The 17,770-nt window shown below is 50.3% G+C and carries 12 protein-coding genes; 5 read left to right on the top strand and 7 right to left on the bottom strand.

Going from position 1 to position 17,770, the window contains the following annotated elements:
* Positions 1 to 76: 76 nt before the first annotated feature.
* Positions 77 to 2,734 (bottom strand): transglutaminase-like domain-containing protein, encoded by a 2,658-nt coding sequence (locus tag RDN79_RS11580; RefSeq protein WP_298548632.1) that lies wholly within the window; start codon positions 2,732 to 2,734, stop codon positions 77 to 79.
* Positions 2,735 to 2,879: 145 nt separating this feature from the next.
* Here RDN79_RS11580 and RDN79_RS11575 point away from each other — a divergent pair, with 145 nt between their 5' ends.
* Entirely contained in the window at positions 2,880 to 4,397 is a 1,518-nt protein-coding gene (locus tag RDN79_RS11575; RefSeq protein WP_298548635.1) for a potassium/proton antiporter, read from the top strand.
* A gap of 11 nt (positions 4,398 to 4,408) precedes the next feature.
* Here RDN79_RS11575 and RDN79_RS11570 read toward each other — a convergent pair whose 3' ends face one another.
* Genes RDN79_RS11570 through dapB form a run of 4 tightly spaced genes read right to left on the bottom strand, consistent with a single transcriptional unit; the run spans position 4,409 to position 8,075 of the window.
* A complete protein-coding gene (locus RDN79_RS11570) occupies positions 4,409 to 5,044 on the bottom strand; it encodes a WbqC family protein (protein ID WP_298548637.1) in 636 nt (211 codons plus the stop codon).
* Positions 5,044 to 5,934 (bottom strand): signal peptidase I, encoded by an 891-nt coding sequence (gene lepB, locus RDN79_RS11565; RefSeq protein WP_298548639.1) that lies wholly within the window; start codon positions 5,932 to 5,934, stop codon positions 5,044 to 5,046. The genes RDN79_RS11570 and lepB (RDN79_RS11565) overlap by 1 nt, the downstream gene beginning before the upstream one ends.
* A gap of 10 nt (positions 5,935 to 5,944) precedes the next feature.
* Complete coding sequence (gene lepB, locus RDN79_RS11560; protein ID WP_298548641.1) at positions 5,945 to 7,342, bottom strand: signal peptidase I; 1,398 nt, start codon at positions 7,340 to 7,342, stop codon at positions 5,945 to 5,947.
* Between the two features lie 16 nt (positions 7,343 to 7,358).
* Complete coding sequence (dapB, locus tag RDN79_RS11555; protein ID WP_298548643.1) at positions 7,359 to 8,075, bottom strand: 4-hydroxy-tetrahydrodipicolinate reductase; 717 nt, start codon at positions 8,073 to 8,075, stop codon at positions 7,359 to 7,361.
* Positions 8,076 to 8,186: 111 nt separating this feature from the next.
* Between dapB and RDN79_RS11550 the strand changes: the two genes are divergently transcribed.
* The 3 genes from RDN79_RS11550 (at position 8,187) to RDN79_RS11540 (ending at position 12,311) form a co-directional block, all read left to right on the top strand.
* Positions 8,187 to 9,470 (top strand): DUF2851 family protein, encoded by a 1,284-nt coding sequence (locus RDN79_RS11550; RefSeq protein WP_298548645.1) that lies wholly within the window; start codon positions 8,187 to 8,189, stop codon positions 9,468 to 9,470.
* Between the two features lie 98 nt (positions 9,471 to 9,568).
* Entirely contained in the window at positions 9,569 to 11,485 is a 1,917-nt protein-coding gene (locus RDN79_RS11545; RefSeq protein WP_298548647.1) for an Ig-like domain-containing protein, read from the top strand.
* Positions 11,424 to 12,311 (top strand): DUF3108 domain-containing protein, encoded by an 888-nt coding sequence (locus tag RDN79_RS11540; protein WP_005649646.1) that lies wholly within the window; start codon positions 11,424 to 11,426, stop codon positions 12,309 to 12,311. The genes RDN79_RS11545 and RDN79_RS11540 overlap by 62 nt, the downstream gene beginning before the upstream one ends.
* Positions 12,312 to 12,314: 3 nt before the next feature.
* On the opposite strand, the gene RDN79_RS11535 is transcribed toward RDN79_RS11540, so the two are convergent.
* Entirely contained in the window at positions 12,315 to 13,367 is a 1,053-nt protein-coding gene (locus RDN79_RS11535) for a PAS domain-containing sensor histidine kinase (protein WP_298548652.1), read from the bottom strand.
* A gap of 12 nt (positions 13,368 to 13,379) precedes the next feature.
* Positions 13,380 to 14,714 carry a sigma-54 dependent transcriptional regulator gene (locus tag RDN79_RS11530; protein WP_298548664.1) on the bottom strand — a complete coding sequence of 445 codons (1,335 nt, stop codon included), beginning with the start codon at positions 14,712 to 14,714 and terminating at the stop codon, positions 13,380 to 13,382.
* Between the two features lie 306 nt (positions 14,715 to 15,020).
* Between RDN79_RS11530 and RDN79_RS11525 the strand changes: the two genes are divergently transcribed.
* Positions 15,021 to 17,564 (top strand): glycoside hydrolase family 95 protein, encoded by a 2,544-nt coding sequence (locus RDN79_RS11525; RefSeq protein WP_298548654.1) that lies wholly within the window; start codon positions 15,021 to 15,023, stop codon positions 17,562 to 17,564.
* Positions 17,565 to 17,770 lie beyond the last annotated feature (206 nt).

The raw sequence follows: 17,770 nt of genomic DNA, 5'->3' as shown, positions 1-17,770 counted from the left end.
CGTGTAAATCCGTGAAATCCGTGCCTAAATTATGTCTATTAGTAAGTTGTTTTTTGACACCCTCTTTGTCGAAAGCTTATAACTTATGTATCACCTTCATCAACTGGTCTCCCAAGCCGATCGTGTAGCCTTGTGAAACGAAAACGACGCGGTTGAAAGTGTCGGCGATAATGAAGATGGGAAGTGTATTGGCATTCTGCAACTTCATAGCCGCGGCAATTTCTTTCTGGATCGTTTTATCGATATCTATACCGTAGGTGATGGTACTTGGCAACTCTCCGAACTCTTTCGGATCGAAGTTCTGAAAACCCTTTTCATCGGGAAACAGCAAGACCATGCCGCGCCCCCATTCTTCGAGGTCCTTCTTTACGGCGGCGATGTCACGCATGGCGTGGTTGGTCGGTTCCTGGCGTGCCCCAAGGATGGCAACGATGTAATAGCCGCGTCCGGTAGTAGCCAACAGACTTGTTTCTTCGCCGTTATCGGCCCGTTTGAACTTGTTTTCGGAGTTGAAATTGCCGATTACCTGCACATCATCTTCGCTTTCACGCATTTCCAGTTTGATATTGCTTGTCTTGCCGGGTTCCACATTGAAGAAGGATATTTCAGCCAGTACGCTACCGTTCGCCATACGTGTACCGGTTACCAGCACATAATGGCCTTCATCCATCGGAAGCGGCTTTTTCAATAGAGCGCTCCAAGTGTCGCCACCGCCCATGTCGACATCGCCCGACTCGAAGTTAAGCGTCTGTAGCTTGCCGGTCGGCAATACTTTGGCAATTGTGAAATGGCTGTAGTATTTCGGATCCTGCAACGCCTTGATCGGCAGGTAGGAGGCAATGACTTTGCCTTGCTTGGCAACCATCTGCTCGGCGGCTTCGAAATCCACATCCACCCAGTTCAAGCCTTTCGCATATTGCACTTTTCCCGCCACAGGTTCGATTCGTGCCGGAATGCCTAAGCTACGACATACGGCAACAAAGAATATGTTGCGGGAACCTTTGTCGGCCACGCGCGATTTCCATACGCCCATCGGCATAATCGGAATGCGTTGCGGATTCAGGCTGTCATTGATACTGATATTTTCCTTCACCCAGTCAACAATTAATTGCGGATCGGCTTTAGCCTTCTTCACCAATACCGGATCGACACTGGCGGCGAAGAACTTCCTGTAAGGTGTCAGGAATTCGTTTGCCACACGCGGATTGAGGATATATTCGGTGAACAGGGAACTTTGTACCGCTTGGGCATTGTTCAGATGGTCCGCCAATACGGAAGCAGGCGTATCGCGCAAATCCTTAGCGGAGATGACATTCAACAAGTCCATCGCCATCGGGCGTTTGTCGGCGGGCGTCTCGCGAAGGAACTGCTCGATCTCACGCCAGTTTCCCCGGCTGCCGATCATGAAATCGGCTGTTTTCAGCGGGTCGATACCTAATTCTTTGGCAAGCTCTTTCGCCTTCTCTTCCGTATAAAAAGTAGCTACATATTTATTACGGATCACGTCTTCTTCATGGAGGCGCTTGGCGTTGGCCTCTTTCTGTTCATCCGTCACTTCGGCGGCAATGGAGCCGTCTACCGGAGGAATGACGTCGAGTGTGACGGTTTCGATGTCGCCAGGTTTCTTATCGAGGGTGATCGTGACATTGTTGTCTTTGCCGAACGACACCTTGCCGTATCCGAACTTGCCGTCTTTGGTCGCCCATACCAGCATGTCGCCTTTACCGGCGGAAAGGAAAGCCTTCCCTTCGGCATCCGTTTTCTTATTGGCTACGGAGTAGAACTCGGCGTAGTTGTATATCTTGAACTCGACATCGGCTCCGGCTGTCGGCCGGCCGTTTTCATCCACAACGGTGATCGTCGCTTTGGCGGTCGGGGCATAATTGTCGATCACGTTGATCTCGGTATAGCCGTCGGTTACGTCCATGACCTCTTCCGGTCCGTTATATTTGCCGAATACCTTCGTGTGCATCAACATACCGCGATAAGCCGGTCCGTTGAACCATCCCAAGTTGAGTACCGGTTCCGGTTCGCAGGCTCCGAGGAAATACCATTTGCCGTTTACCCAGGCTTCCACCCAGGCATGGTTGTCGTCGGTATGCGCCCAACGCGGCGTATAGACCTGGCGAGCCGGTATGCCGACCGAACGGAGGGCGGCTACGGTAAACGTCGACTCTTCGCCACAACGCCCGTAAGCAGTCTTCACAGATGCCAACGGCGAGCTTGTCCGGGCATCCGACGGTGTATAGATCACTTTCTCGTGACACCAATGGTTTACTTCCAACACGGCGTCATAAAGGGAAAGGCCTTTCACCCGGTCTTTCAACTCTTCATAAAAGACCATACGACTCTCGTCCAGATTTTCATTGTTGACACGTACGGGAAGAACAAAATGGCGGAAGATATCTTCCGGTATGCTGTCTCCCCAAGGCATTTCCACCCGTGCGCGGAACGAGCTGCGGATATTGTCGAGATACAATTGCCCGTCATAATCCGTGATATCCCCGATCGGCATATAGGCATACAAGAAAGTCAGCGCCTCCTTTTCGTCGGGCGTCATCTTTTGGTTAAAGACTGAAAAAAGGTCTCCATCCGGCAGAGCAGCCTGCTTTGCCCGGAAATCCTTCTCCACTTCGGCGCGAAACGTGTCGTCCGAAATGAAATGTTGCTGTCTATTGCATGAAGTTCCCGCGAGGAGAACGAACAATAGTAGGAATAGATTTGTTTTAATCATAGCGTTAATTTTATCAGCACAAATATACGGAATATATTTATTAGTCAGTAGATAACCCTGTCTTTTAAGTGTTAAGCTGTTGTGCATATCGTTATTTTTTCTTTACTTTGAAGTGACAAATTATAGAGTAAACCGTTAGTAGCCTATGTTCCACGAATTACAAATCTTCGAGAATCCGGAAGCAATCCTGTTGGTTGCTTCGATTATTTTTTTCTTCAGTATTATTGCCGGTAAAGCCGGTTTCCGTTTCGGCCTTCCCGCCTTGCTTCTTTTTTTAGGGGTCGGAATGCTGTTCGGTAGCGACGGCTTGGGCATTCAGTTCAGCAATCCCAGCGCGGCACAATTTATAGGTATGTTGGCGTTGAGTATCATCCTGTTTTCGGGTGGTATGGATACGAAAATGTCCGAGATCAAACCGATAGCCACGGAAGGGGTTGTCCTTGCGACAATAGGCGTCTTGCTGACGACTCTTATAACAGGAGGTTTTATCTATTATGTGTTTTTGTGGTCTACAGGTTATGAAACACTTACGGTAGCAGAATCTATGCTGATGGCGGCGGTGATGTCGTCTACGGACTCTGCCTCCGTCTTTTCCATCCTTAGAAGCAAAGGCGTTTATCTGAAACAACGCCTGCGTCCGACCCTCGAACTGGAAAGCGGTAGCAACGACCCGATGGCGTATATGCTTACCTTGCTGATTATCGCCTATATACAAGTCGGAGGCATGAATCTCCAGGAGGCAGTCCTGCAATTGGTCATCCAATTGTCGGTCGGTGCGATTGCCGGTTTCCTGTTGGGCAAGCTTGCCGTCTTGATGATCAATAAGATCAATATGGATAATGAATCGCTATACCCGATCTTGTTGTTGACAACCGCCTTTTTCACCTTCTCGGCTACGACCTTATGCAAGGGGAATGGTTATCTGGCCGTATATATCGCCGGCCTGGTCGTAGGGAATGCCAAGATTGTACATAAAAAGAGCATGGGGACATTCTTCGATGGTTTTGCCTGGTTGTGGCAGATCGTGATGTTCCTTACGTTAGGCCTGTTAGTGAACCCGCATGAGTTGCTGCCTGTCGCTCCGGTCGGCCTGTTGGTGGGAGTATTTATGATACTGATAGCGCGTCCGGCAACGATTTTCCTGTGCTTGCTTCCGTTTAAGAACTTTACGACAAAAGGAAAACTATATATATCGTGGGTGGGACTTCGAGGAGCAGTTCCGATCATCTTCGCGACCTATCCCTGGATTGCCGGGGTCGATCACGGAGGCATGATCTTCAATATCGTGTTTTTCATTACGATCCTTTCCCTATTGATACAGGGAACAACCGTAACGCAAGCAGCCAAATGGCTCGGACTTGTCGACGAGCCGGAACGGAAAGACGTGTTCGGTATCGAATTGCCGGAAGATATCAAGAGTGCCATGAGTGAAATAGACATCACTCCGGCTGTCCTTTCTCACGGAAACAAGCTGATGCAACTCACCTTGCCCGACCATACACTTGCCGTCATGGTGAAACGCGACGGGCATTATTTCATTCCGAAAGGCAATACGGAACTGAAAGAAAACGACAAGCTCCTGATGATTTCCGATAACGATGAAGCCCTGTTACAGGCATACGATTCGTTAGGGGTGAAAGATTATACAATGAAAAAGAATTGACATAACCTCGATCAGGGCTGTTCCGGTGCCACAATGGAATCCTTCAGCACCAACAGCCCTTCCGGTCCCATATTGAACAGCAAATCCACAATACTCATATTCGGAAGGAATCCGTGCTTGTCCTGAAAAACCTGGTAATAAGGTTTCGGAGAGAAGGACGGATCCTCTCCTTCATGTTTCGGACGGATGATCTCGCGGAAATCGTTCGGAACTTCGGGTTGATACTCTTCGGTATAAATAACATGCGGATGCAAGTCGAGCAGGCGGCAGATCAACCGGCGCAGTTCCTCATTGTAATCGAATAGGAACTCATACTTCTTCTCGTAAAAAGGAGCGAAATCCTCTTCGTAATATTCGAAAAACGGACTCATATTATAAGCCGAGACCAAAGCGTTCCAATGCAGGTGACGCCAGTTCCCATGATCGGAGATACGGATGTCTTTGGTCGGGCACTTCAAAGTTTCCGGCTTTACAATGGGGACGGACAAGGCTAACGGCCCATTGGCAGCCGCAATGGTACAACGATTCCGGTAAGTCTGCTTCAAATAGTTTTCAGCTGTTTCGAGGCGCACTTCCGGATATTGGAACAATTTGCAATACTGCTGGACAGGGCCCAGGTAGGTTGTAGAAATATAGACAGGTTGCATCAGTTTACGGGTTTAAAGATTCGTTGTTTGTCACGGCTGAACCAGCAGAACCAGGCATTTCCGATGATACGGTCACGCGGGATAAAGCCCAGGTGGCGGGAATCGACCGATTCGTTTACGTTGTCGGAGAGCATCCAGTAATAATCCTGTTCAAAGAAGAAAAACGTAGTTTCCCTTCCATCTAAATATAGTTTTCCATCACGGAAAGCTGCCTTTTCTCCGGCCTCGGCCAGTATCGCTTCCTTGCAGGCGGTAAGGGCAGCTTCATCCAGGCGGTATGCCCGGCCTTTACGGGGGACGACCAGCTTGTACGGGGCGACTTGGTTCCGGATGAAATGAATGTTCATCTCTTCCGTCAGTTCTTCACGCAATTGATATTCTTCGAAGGTAGTCAGGGAGAAAGAAAAGCCGAATGTCTCGTTCTTCCAGTTCCGCACCGGTATATTCAGCTTTTGCAAGACTTTCAGGAAGTCGTCAGCTCCTTTCTGAGTGATGAAATAGGTATTGAGCGAGCGCGGGGAGTGGGGCAACAGTTTCCCGTTCACCTCATATCCGTCATTGCTTACAAGGATCGTGTCGCCCGGCATACCGATGCAACGGCTCAGGAACAAGGGGCTGCTCGCCGTGTCTTTCAGAAGCGGACTGGTAAACAACACGACTTTGTTCCGTCCCGGATTCCCATCGAGCGGTAATTTATTCACTAAGATATAGTCGCCTTGGTGCAACGCCTCCTCCATCGCATTCGTCGAGATCCGGTAAGATTCGATACAGAAACGGCGGACAGGTATAACAATGAGAAAGGCGATAACGATCGTTACCACCCACCCCACGTAAGAGCGACCTTCACGGTCGCCCGTCCCGTTCATATTATCATTCACCTTTTCCCCCATGGCGATTTGCTTAGTCAGGATGCACCCAGCGGAACATACGGTTCCAACGGATACCGCCGTCGAACAGGCTACGATCCTTGTCCAGTGAGAGCCAGATCATGATCGGCTTACCTACGACATGGTCTTCCGGCACGAAGCCCCAGGAACGGCTATCGGCACTGTTATGGCGGTTGTCACCCATCATCCAGTAGTAATCATATTTGAATGTGTAGGTCGTTTCCGGCTTGCCGTTGATGTAGACCTTGCCATCCTTCACTTCCAGCTTATTATGTTCGTAGTTGACGATACAACGTTTATAAAGAGCGATATTGCGCTCCGTCAGCGGGATCGTGGCTCCTTTCTTCGGAATCCATAGCGGTCCGTAATTGTCACGGCTCCAGCCGGTCTGATAATCTACCGGATAGTAGGAATCGGCCCCTACGGGGTCCGGTTCGAGAACCACACGTTTCACGACCGGAAGTTTTTTAGCCACCTCCAATGTCTTTTGAGTCAGCGGGAAATGGTAAACCGGGTTATACTTTCCGTTGGCGTTCGGCTGGATGTTCAACATAGACATATATTGGGGGTTATAGCTCCCGTCGATCAACACACGGTCGGCTTTGCTGACATCCAACAAACGGAACTGCTCTTCACTCAACATGGAACCGTCCGTCTCGACGAAATAGTTAAATTGCATTTTTTCCGGATTCTTGGCGGCAACGCCATCGATATAGACCTGATTGTTCCGGATTTCAATCGTATCGCCTGGCATACCGATACACCGTTTGACATAATTCTCGCGTTTATCGACAGGACGGTAGATCACATCACCGAAATCCGCTTTATTCAACAGGATAGCTTCCCGTCCGTATTGTTCTACCAAGTGGTAATAATCCGGGTTCTGGACCTTCAGTGCGACCGTATCGCCGGCAGGAAAGTTGAACACGACGATATCATTCCGTTTTACATGGCCGAAGCCTTTCACCCGTTTGTAGTCCCACTCCGGCCAGTCCAGATACGACTTACAGTTGAAGAACGGCAATGTGTTTTGTACCAGCGGGAAAGCGACCGGCGTGTTCGGCACGCGCGGTCCATAACTTAGCTTGCTGACAAACAGATAGTCGCCCACTAACAAGGATTTCTCCAGGGATGAACTGGGAATCTGATAGTTCTGGAAAATAAAAATATTGATGAAATAGACGGCAACCAGTGCAAACAAGATATCATCCACCCATTCCAACACATTGCGCACCTGCGGGTTCTTGGTGCGTTTCCAGGCTCCCCAGGGGATATACCCGGTCAGGAAAATATCGACAAGGACGATCAGGCCCAACAGCAACCAGGCATTCTGCATCCAAAGCGTGAAAAGCAGGTAGAGAACGGCTGCTATGCTGAATTTAATCCATTGTTTCTTGGAAAACTTCTTCATTTGTTTCTGTTATTAATTAGAATTTAAGCATATCGTCCATTCCGAGGAAACCTTTCTTTCCGGCGGTAAATTCGGCGGCAATAACGGCGCCCAAGGCAAATCCGGCACGGCTCTTCGCATCGTGCTTGATACTGATCATATCGACATCCGACTCGTAAGTGATTTCGTGGATACCCGGAACTTCTCCTTCGCGAATGGCATGGATAGGAATATCGGTTGCTTTCTCAGCCGTTTCCAAAGTCCAGCGGTCCTTACGGTCCACGTTTTCAAGGATTCCTTCCGCTAGTGTGATAGCGGTTCCGCTGGGAGCGTCCAATTTATGGATATGATGGGTTTCCATCATTTTAATATCGTAGGCGGGGAAATTATCCATAATCTTTGCCAGATATTTGTTGAGGGCGAAGAATATGTTCACACCGATACTGAAGTTGGAAGCGTAGAAAAAGGTTTTACCTTCTTTTTCGCACATCTCTCTGACCTGTCCGATCTTGTCGAGCCAGCCTGTCGTACCGGAAACAACCGGAACGCCAGCAGCAAAACATTGCATATAATTGTCGAATGCTGTTGCAGGAGTCGTAAACTCGATCGCGACGTCAGCACTTTTGAAATTGTCGGAGTGTATTTCCTCGGGGTTATTGATATCTACGACAGACACGATCTGGTGTCCTCTGCCAAGTGCTATCTGTTCGATAGTTTTTCCCATCTTTCCGTAACCGATAAGTGCAATCTTCATACTTATATATTTAACTTTCAATTTTAAACTTTCAACTTTCAACTGATAACGTGCTGCAAATATAAAGAATAATGCTTAGATTTGGGGCATAAATCTTAACTCTGAAAAAAGATGGAACGTTTATTACATTATGTTTGGAAATACAAACTTTACACAGCCACCCCATTGGCAACCACAGACGGACGCCCCGTACAGGTAATCGATCCCGGAATGCAGAATACGGACGCAGGCCCCGATTTCTTCAATGCGAAAATCAAAATAGACGGAACGCTATGGGCGGGAAGTGTCGAAATTCATGATAAATCCTCCGACTGGCTGCTTCATCATCATGAGACGGATAAGGCTTATGACGGTGTAATCCTTCATATTACAGGCATTGATGACTTCCAGCCGGTCCGGACGAACGGGGAGCCGATCCCACAAATGCTCCTGACCGTTCCGGAGAATGTTCTCCGCAGTATAGACTGGTTGCTTTACCGGGAGGCGGCTCTTCCGTGCCTCGACTATATAACCGGGATCGACCCGTTGCATATAGCCTGCTGGATGGAAGCTTTGCTGAGCGAGCGGCTGGAACGGAAAACACATGACATTTTCCTCCTTTTGGATGCGTATCAGGCAGACTGGAACGAAGTCTTTTATATTACTTTAACCCGGAACTTCGGCTTTGGCGTGAATAATGACGCTTTTGAAAGGCTGGCGAAGAGCCTGCCGCTCCGTTGCATCCAAAAGCAGCGGAGCAGCCAATCTCAGATAGAGGCGATGCTTTTCGGGCAGGCGGGGATGTTAGCGGAGGAGAATGACGACCATTATTACCGCCTGTTGCAACGGGAGTACGATTTTCTCCGCCATAAGTTCGGCCTTTCGCCAATGGAAGATTTCGTGTTTAAGAACCTGCGGACACGCCCTCTCAATTTCCCGTATCTGAAAGTGGCGCAGCTGGCCGCTCTTTGGGTACGGCACGACACCCTGTTCTCAGCCATCCTTGAAGCCGGGAGTACCGGAGAGATCAAAAAGTATTTCAGGATTCCTCCTTCCGGTTATTGGGAGACACACTATCATTTCCGGTACGCTTCTCCCCGGAAGGAAAAGACCATAGGCGAAAACGCCCTGAACATCCTGCTGATAAACACGGTCGTCCCGATGCTCTTTGCCTACGGCTTGCACAACAAGCGACCCGAATATTGCGAACGTGCCACCCGCCTTTTAGAAAGTATCCCCCCGGAAAAGAACACCATCGTCTCCACCTTCTGCAACGCCGGTATCACCGTCCGCCACGCCGGCGACAGCCAGGCATTGATCCAATTAAAACGCGAATATTGCGAAAAGAAGAAATGTTTGTATTGCAGGATCGGATTCAGGATGTTGAAAACGACAATCGAACAAAAGACCGTTTAAATGCAAAGATTGATTAATGGCAGGATATCCTACTAATTTTCACCGGATTTTTCCCTATTTTTGCGCGTGTTTGTCAAATGTATTTGAAATAGACATAAATGGATACGAAATATATACGAAATTCATTCCGCCTGTTGTATGGGGTGCTGTTGTTGGTGGTCATTTATTCGTGCGCCAATATCGGTAGTCCGAACGGAGGACCCTATGACGAAACGCCTCCCAAGTTCGTAAGCAGCACGCCGATCCCGAACCAGGTGAACTATAAAGGGAAAAAGATCGAAATCCTCTTCGACGAACTGATCCAGATCGATAAACCTTCGGAGAATGTGATTATCACTCCGCCCCAGATGGAGCTGCCGATTATCCGCTCTGCCGGGAAGAAGGCGGTAATCGAACTGAAAGACACGTTGAAAGCCAACACTACCTATACGATCGACTTCACCAATTCCATCTCCGATAATAATGAGAAAAACGTGTTCGAGAACTTCTCTTTCGCTTTCTCTACCGGAGACATGATCGACACACTCGAAGTTTCGGGAGTCTTGTTGAATGCAGAGAACCTCGAACCGATGCCCGGCATTACGATCGGCCTGCATCGCGACCTGGCAGATTCCGCATTCATGAAACTCCCGTTCGACCGCACCTCCCGTACAAATGACAAAGGGCAGTTCACGATCCGTAACATTGCCCCCGGAACCTATCATATTTTCGCACTGAACGATGTGAACCGCGATTATAAATTCGACCAGCCGGGCGAGGATATCGCGTTCCTGGATTCCGTCATCGTCCCTTCCTTCGAACTGACGACCCGACAGGATACGGCTTGGAAGGACAGTCTGACGATCGATACGATCCGGACGGTCGGTTACACCCGTTTCTTCCCGGACAACATCGAACTCCGCCTGTTCAAGGAAAAATTCGAACGCCAGTATATGGTAAAGCCCGAACGCCCGGACGAGAAATACTTTACGCTGCGTTTCAATACGAAGCTGGACACCGTACCGGTGCCTGTCCCCATCAATTTCACCCCGGAAGACAGCACCTGGTATTTTGTGCAGCAGACGGAAGGCGGCGCGGCCGTTAACTACTGGCTTGCCGATTCGACCGTCTGGAAGCAGGACACCCTGCAGGTGCAGGTCTCCTATCCGAAGAGCGACTCCCTGAACATCCTGCGCCCGCAAACCGACACGGTCCAACTGGTATTGCGCCGCCGTCCGGCAGAAAAGAAAAAGAAGAAAAAGAAAGACGAACCCGATCCGATCGTGTTCTTAGGCATGCAGGTAGACGCTCCCGGTTCGATGGACTTGTTCGATACGATATCCGTAACCTTCAACGAACCGGTATTGGATATCAACAAAGAGATGTTCTTCCTCGACCAAAAGGTCGATACCGTTTGGAACACGGTCGATTTCGACTTCTTCCCCGATTCGACCAACAGCCTGAACTACTTTATCAGACGTCCGTGGAAGTATGGGGAAGAATACCGCATCGAAGTGGACTCCGCCGCCATCCACAGCCTTTACGGGAAGTGGAACGATTTCTTCACCGGCGAGTTCAAGATCAAGAAAGAAGACGAATACGGCCATCTCTATCTCAATATCAACGGTGTGGACACGACCGCTTTCGTCGAATTGCTCAGTAGTGGAGACGCCCCTGTCCGCAAAGCGAAAGTAAAAGACGGCGGAGTGCTTTTCATGGACTTGAAGCCCGATAAGTATTATGCTCGTATCGTGATCGACACGAACGGCAACGGAGTGTGGGATACCGGTAATTATGCCGAAAAGCGGCAGCCCGAAGAGGTTTATTATTCTCCCAAGATGTACGAGATCATGCAGAACTGGCAAGTCGAAGAGACCTGGAATGTCAACTCCACCCCGCTGGCCAAGCAGAAGCCTCTTGAGATAACGAAGAATAAGCCGAAGGAAGCAACCAAGAAGAAAAGAAACTACAAAGATGAAAGTCAACAATCATCGTCAAGGAATAATAGCGGCGGCAACATGGGAATGCCGTTCTGACATCGTCCGCCTGTGGCTGATATTTTTGCTATTGCTATCGGCCGTGTGTGCGAAAGCGCAGGAAATCCCGGTCCGCCACAGGTTCAGCCCCGGCGAGGAAGTGCAGTATGAGTTATACTTCAAATGGGGCCTTCTGATGCCCCGTGCAGGCCACGCCACACTTTCCATCCGCGACGCGGAATACGAGGGCGAGCCGTCCTATCACTACCGGCTCATCTTCCGTACCTCCGGCATTATCGAGAAGGTCTATAAGATGCGAGATACGATCGATTGCCATTTTACCCCCGACATGCTGCTTCTACGGAGTGAGAAGCGGGTAAACGAGAATGACTATTATCTGATAGACGACATCCGTTTCTCCTACGACCGGAAGAAGATACTCGCTCATTCCCACCGTTATACGCCCACCCGCACGAAGATCGACACGATGCTCGTGACGGAAGACCCACACATGTTCGACATGCTGGGAGCAACGATGTATCTGCGTTCCCTGGACTGGGACAAGATGAAGAGCGGCGAGAGCTTTCCCTTCCAGGTGGCGATCGGGCGCGAACGCATCAACATCAGTTTCCGCTATACCGGGCAGCAGATCGTGGAACGGAGCGAGACGTTGAAGTACAGGACCCGCCATTTCTATATCGACATCTACGACGACGCCTTTACCCAAAGCAAGGAAGCCGCCGAGATCTGGATCGGCGACGACGAGAACCATATCCCGATCAAGATACGCGCCAAGCTGAAGATCGGCGCGGCCGAAGTCTATTATAAGTCCTCCAAAGGCTTGCGCTATCCGCTCACTTCGCGGGTAGAAATCAAGAGACGGTAATTCTTAAGGCTTTACAGGTAAAGAAACCGTGAAGCAGGTTTCCCGGTAAGGTTGCGAAGCCACCGACAATTCTCCTCCATGCATCCGTATGATCTGCCGGGAAAGGCTCAACCCGATACCGCTCCCCGTAGCCTTGGTGGTGAAGAAGGGGACGAAGATATCTTCCATCAGGTCGGAAGGGATGCCGGGACCGTTGTCCGTCACCCGGATAAGCAATTGGTTCTTCTCCGTATCGACTTCCATGCGGATCTTTCCATCCGCCTGCCCTTCAAGTGCCTGCATAGCGTTTTTCAGTAGGTTGATCAAAACCTGTGACAGCAGCTTTTCGTCTGCATGGACCGTTATCTCCGGCTGAAACAGAACGAGGGAGAAATCGATATGCTGCCGTTGCATATCCGGCAAGTACAAGGTCTGCAGGTTTTGCAGCAGATACGTAAGCGGGAATGGCTTAGGCGCCGGCTCCTTCAGGTAAGCAAACTGGCGGTACGATTCGGTGAAATGCATCAGGGTCTGCCCCTGGCTTTTGATGGTGTCCAATCCCCGTATCGTCTTGCGGATGGTGGCATCGGTGATCTCCCCGCTGCTCTTCGGCGCGTCTTTCGTCCGGAAATAAGAAAGGAGCGTGCCGGAGAGGGAGACGACCGGAGCGATGGAGTTCATGATTTCGTGTGTCAGGACATGCATCAGCTTATCCCACGATTCATATTCCTTACGGTGCAGCTCGCGGTCGAACGCCTTCCGTTTGTTCTCGGTCATCAGCCTGTGAATGCGGTTGAAAGCGGCATGCAAGCGACGTTGCTCCCGGCTGCCGATATTTTCCGGGAAATTGAGCATCGACTCGTCGTCCTCGATGGCATCCAGGAAAAGCTGTATCCTCCGGTTCGATGCGTTGAGATAATAGACAAGGAGACTGATCAGCCACGCTGCGATAAAGAGAGCCACAAGACCCAGTATGACCGCCCGTCCCGTAACAATGCCGGCCACGCCCAAGCCCGCCACCAATACGATGGCGACTACTTGCAAAAGAATGCGTATGTATAGACGGACACTGAACATACCGGCGGAAAATCAGAGATTGAATCGCTTCATCTTATTATACAACGTCTGCCGGCTCACGCCCAACTGCTCCGCCGCAGCCGTCAGGTTCCCTTCATTCTGGGTGATAGCCGCCAAGATCGCCTGCCGCTCCACCTCTTCTAAATTGGGCACTTCGCTAAAAGAGAGTGCCTTTCCCGGACGGATAAAGAGGTCGGAGGCACGGATCACATTCTTTTCCGCCAGGATCACCGCCTTCTCGATCGTATGCTGCAATTCCCGGATGTTGCCGGGCCAGTCATAGTTCGCGAGCTTCTCCAACGCCTGCGGATGCAGGGTTAGTCCCGGCCGACTGTAAAGGTCCGTATATTTTTTCAGGAAATAATCGACAAACAGGGCGGTATCTTCCCGCCGGTTCCGAAGAGGCGGAATCTCGATCTGTATCGTATTGATGCGGTAGAACAGGTCTTCACGGAAAAGCGACTGCGCCACCATCTCCGGCAAGTTGCGGTTCGTGGCGGCAATCAGGCGTATGTCGACCGGAATCTTCCGGTTGCTCCCAAGGCGGGTGACCTCGCGATTCTGCAAGGCTGCCAGGAGCTTGGCCTGCAATCCTAACGGCAGGTTTCCGATCTCGTCGAGAAACAGCGTGCTCCCGTGTGCCGCCTCGAACTTCCCCGGACGACTCTCGCGTGCATCCGTAAAAGCCCCCCGTTCATGCCCGAACAACTCGCTTTCGAACAGCGATTCACTGACGGCTCCCATATCCACGTTGACCATCTCTCGGCCGCCGCGGAGCGAAAGGCGGTGTATCTCACGTGCCAGCATCTCTTTACCTGTACCGTTCTCTCCGGTGATCAGGACATTAGCATCTGTCTTGGCTACTTTTGTCACCACTTTGATCAGTTTCATCATCACAGGAGAATGCCCGATAATCATAGCCGGTTCGCTCGGCCTCGGTACCGGGTGCACCGGCTGACGGGATTTCCGTTCGTGCAGGGCGGCACGTATCTTCCCGATCAGGTTATCGTTCTCCCAGGGCTTCAATATGAAATCGGCCGCCCCGCTCTTCAACGCCTTGACTGCCAGTTCGACATCCCCGTAGGCTGTCAGCATGATAACAGGCAGTCCCGGTGCGATCTCCCGTATGCGACGGAGCCAGAAAAGCCCTTCGTTGCCGGTATTGACACCGGCAGAGAAATTCATATCCAACAAGACAAGATCGACCGGCCGGCTGTCCAGGACCGAAAGGATACTGTTCGGGTTCGAGGCAGTCTCCACCTCTTCGAACTCATCTTCCAGAAGCAGTTCGAGAGAGGTCAGTACGCTTTTGTTGTCATCAACGATCAGGATAGTTCCGGCTTGCATAGGATCTTTTTCCGGTAAAGTTATCCGCTTCCCTGTTACCTTGCAAGCGAGCGTCAAAATATTTGACACTTTTGGATTATTATTCTGCACGTACCATTTTTTCCTTGCATCGAGTTATCAGGCACTTGCTTCAAATTATCGTTTATCCGGTCTTTCATTCGATAAAGCCTGTTGCGCGAAACGCATATGCCACGATCGAACAAAATCCGGGATATTAATTACAAATAAACTTTCAAAGTGTCCGAATGAATTGCATATCTTTGCATCCGGATACTTTTTTTGTATAATCTTAAAAATACCATGTATATGCGCATTATTACTTATTTGATCTCATTCTTGTTGTTGGTCGCGTGTGCGAGAACATCACAAAAAGAACCGCTCGCCTTATGGTACGACGAACCAGCCCGGAACTGGGACGAAGCTCTTCCAGTCGGTAACGGGCGAAGTGGAGCAATGGTTTTCGGAGGAATTGAAAAAGAACAACTTCAATTGAATGAAAACACGTTATACAGCGGGGAACCGTCAGTCGTTTTCAAAGATGTGAAAATAACACCGGAGATGTTCGACAAAGTGGTCGGGCTGATGAAGGCCGGAAAATACGAGACAGCTTCCAACCTGGTTTGCAAGAACTGGCTGGGACGCCTGCATCAATATTACCAACCGTTCGGAGACCTGCATATCCAAAACAACAAGCCGGGAGATGCCGTCGGGTACAAACGGGCATTAAACATCTCGGATGCGGTTGCCACGACTGCCTATGAACAAAACGGCGTGAAATACGAACGGGAAGTGTTTGCCTCCCAACCGGACGATGTGATCGTGATGCGCCTGAAAAGCGACACTCCGGACGGTATCGACATCTCACTCGATTTCACTTCACCCCATCCTACAGCCCTGCAAAAAGGGACCGGCGACCGTCTGGTCCTGCACGGACAGGCTCCCGGCTATGTGGAACGGCGTACATTCGAGCAAATCGAACAATGGGGCGACCAATACAAACACCCTGAACTCTACGATGCGAACGGCAAACGCAAGTTCGACAAACGGATGCTTTACGGCGACGAGATCGGCGGGAAAGGCATGTTTTTCGAAGCCCAGTTGAAACCGGTCTTCCCTAAAGACGGGAAATGTGAGATTACCGACTCCGGCATCCATGTGTACGATACGGATGAAGTCTATTTCGTACTCAGCATGGCAACCGGCTTCAACGGTTTCGACAAGAGTCCGAGCCGGGAAGGTATCGATCCATCCGCCAAAGCCGCCGGAATACTGGACAAAGCGCTCGCCTATGATTACCCGACTCTGAAACAACGCCATACGGAAGATTACCGTTCCCTTTTCGACCGAGTCGATTTCGAACTGTTTTCCTCTCCCGAACAAAAGGCGATGCCGACCGACAAACGTCTCGAACAGTTTGCCGGAAACGCCGATCCCGACTTGGCAGCTCTCCTGTTCCAGTTCGGACGCTACCTGATGATCAGCGGATCGCGCCCAGGCGGGCAGCCTTTGAACCTGCAAGGCATGTGGAATAAAGACACCATTCCGGCCTGGAACTGCGGCTATACGATCAATATCAACACCGAAATGAACTACTGGCCGGCCGAACTCACCAACCTGTCGGAATGCCAGGAACCTCTTTTCCGGATGATCCGGGAACTGTCTGTCTCCGGAGCCGAAACAGCCCGGAACATGTATAACCGTCGCGGTTGGGTGGCCCATCATAACACATCCATCTGGCGGGAATCCCTGCCGAACGACAACGTGCCGACAGCTTCTTTCTGGCCGATGGTGCAAGGGTGGTTGTGCAGCCACTTATGGGAACACTACCAGTTCACCCAAGATGAAACATTCCTGAAAAACGAAGCCTATCCGTTGATGAAAGGGGCCGCCGAGTTTTTTGCCGACTGGCTGATAGACAACGGCAACGGTCATTTGGTGACTCCGGTAGGCGTCTCCCCGGAAAACAGTTTCGTCACAGAAGACGGGCAAACGGCAGCTATGAGCATGGGTCCGACGATGGACATGGCGATCATCCGCGAGACTTTTACCCGCACGATCGAGGCTTCGGAAATGTTCAACCTGGACGAACCGTTACGGGATGAATTGAAAGACAAACTGGCACGCTTGCTGCCCTATCAAATCGGGGAACGCGGACAGTTGCAGGAATGGATATATGACTTCAAGGAACGGGAACCTCAGCACCGCCACTTCTCCCATCTGTACGGTTTCCATCCGAGCGACCAGATCACGCCGGACAAGACACCGGAGCTGTTCAATGCGGTCCGCAAAACGCTCGAACTGCGGGGCGATCTGGCTTCCGGCTGGTCGATGGGCTGGAAAATAAACTGCTGGGCACGCCTGTTGGACGGCAACCATGCTTACAAAATCATCGCCAACCTGTTCAATCCTGTCGGATTCGGAAACAGTGCACATAAAGGAGGAGGACTCTTCCGGAACTTACTGTGTGCACATCCTCCTTTCCAAATCGACGGAAACTTCGGTTATACGGCAGGTGTCGTTGAAATATTGTTGCAAAGCCATGCCGGATACATTCATCTGTTGCCTGCTTTGCCCGACGTATGGACGGAAGGTTCTGTTTCAGGTCTGAAAGCACGGGGAAACTTCGAGATCGCGATGAACTGGAAAGAGGGAAAATTGACGGAGGCCAATATCCGTTCGCTGTCGGGGAAAAGCTGCACGTTGCGTGCAAGCCAGCCCTTTACAGTCAAACAAGACGGCAAAGTTGTCACAACTTCCTCCCCTATCCGATCGGACGGCAAGGAATATCACCAAGCGATGTTCGATACACAAAAAGGGAATACGTTCGTCCTGACCCCGGCATCCACTTAAGCATTTCATAATCACCAACGTATAGATACACAATTGTGTGTCTATACGTATTCCTCACGAAACAATATATTTTCGAGAACAATGGATGAATCATTAACCATATACATCAATGGAAAAACAAATATAGATAAAGTTTTCGGTTCTTCGTCACTTTCGGGGCAGCAAAATATGCTAACCGCCTTTATCTATGGACTATGCCAGCTTAT

The organism is uncultured Parabacteroides sp. (genome assembly GCF_902493135.1).
GTDB lineage: Bacteria > Bacteroidota > Bacteroidia > Bacteroidales > Tannerellaceae > Parabacteroides.
Note: the sequence above shows the minus strand (reverse complement) of the source record. Positions and strands in the feature narration are given on the sequence as shown.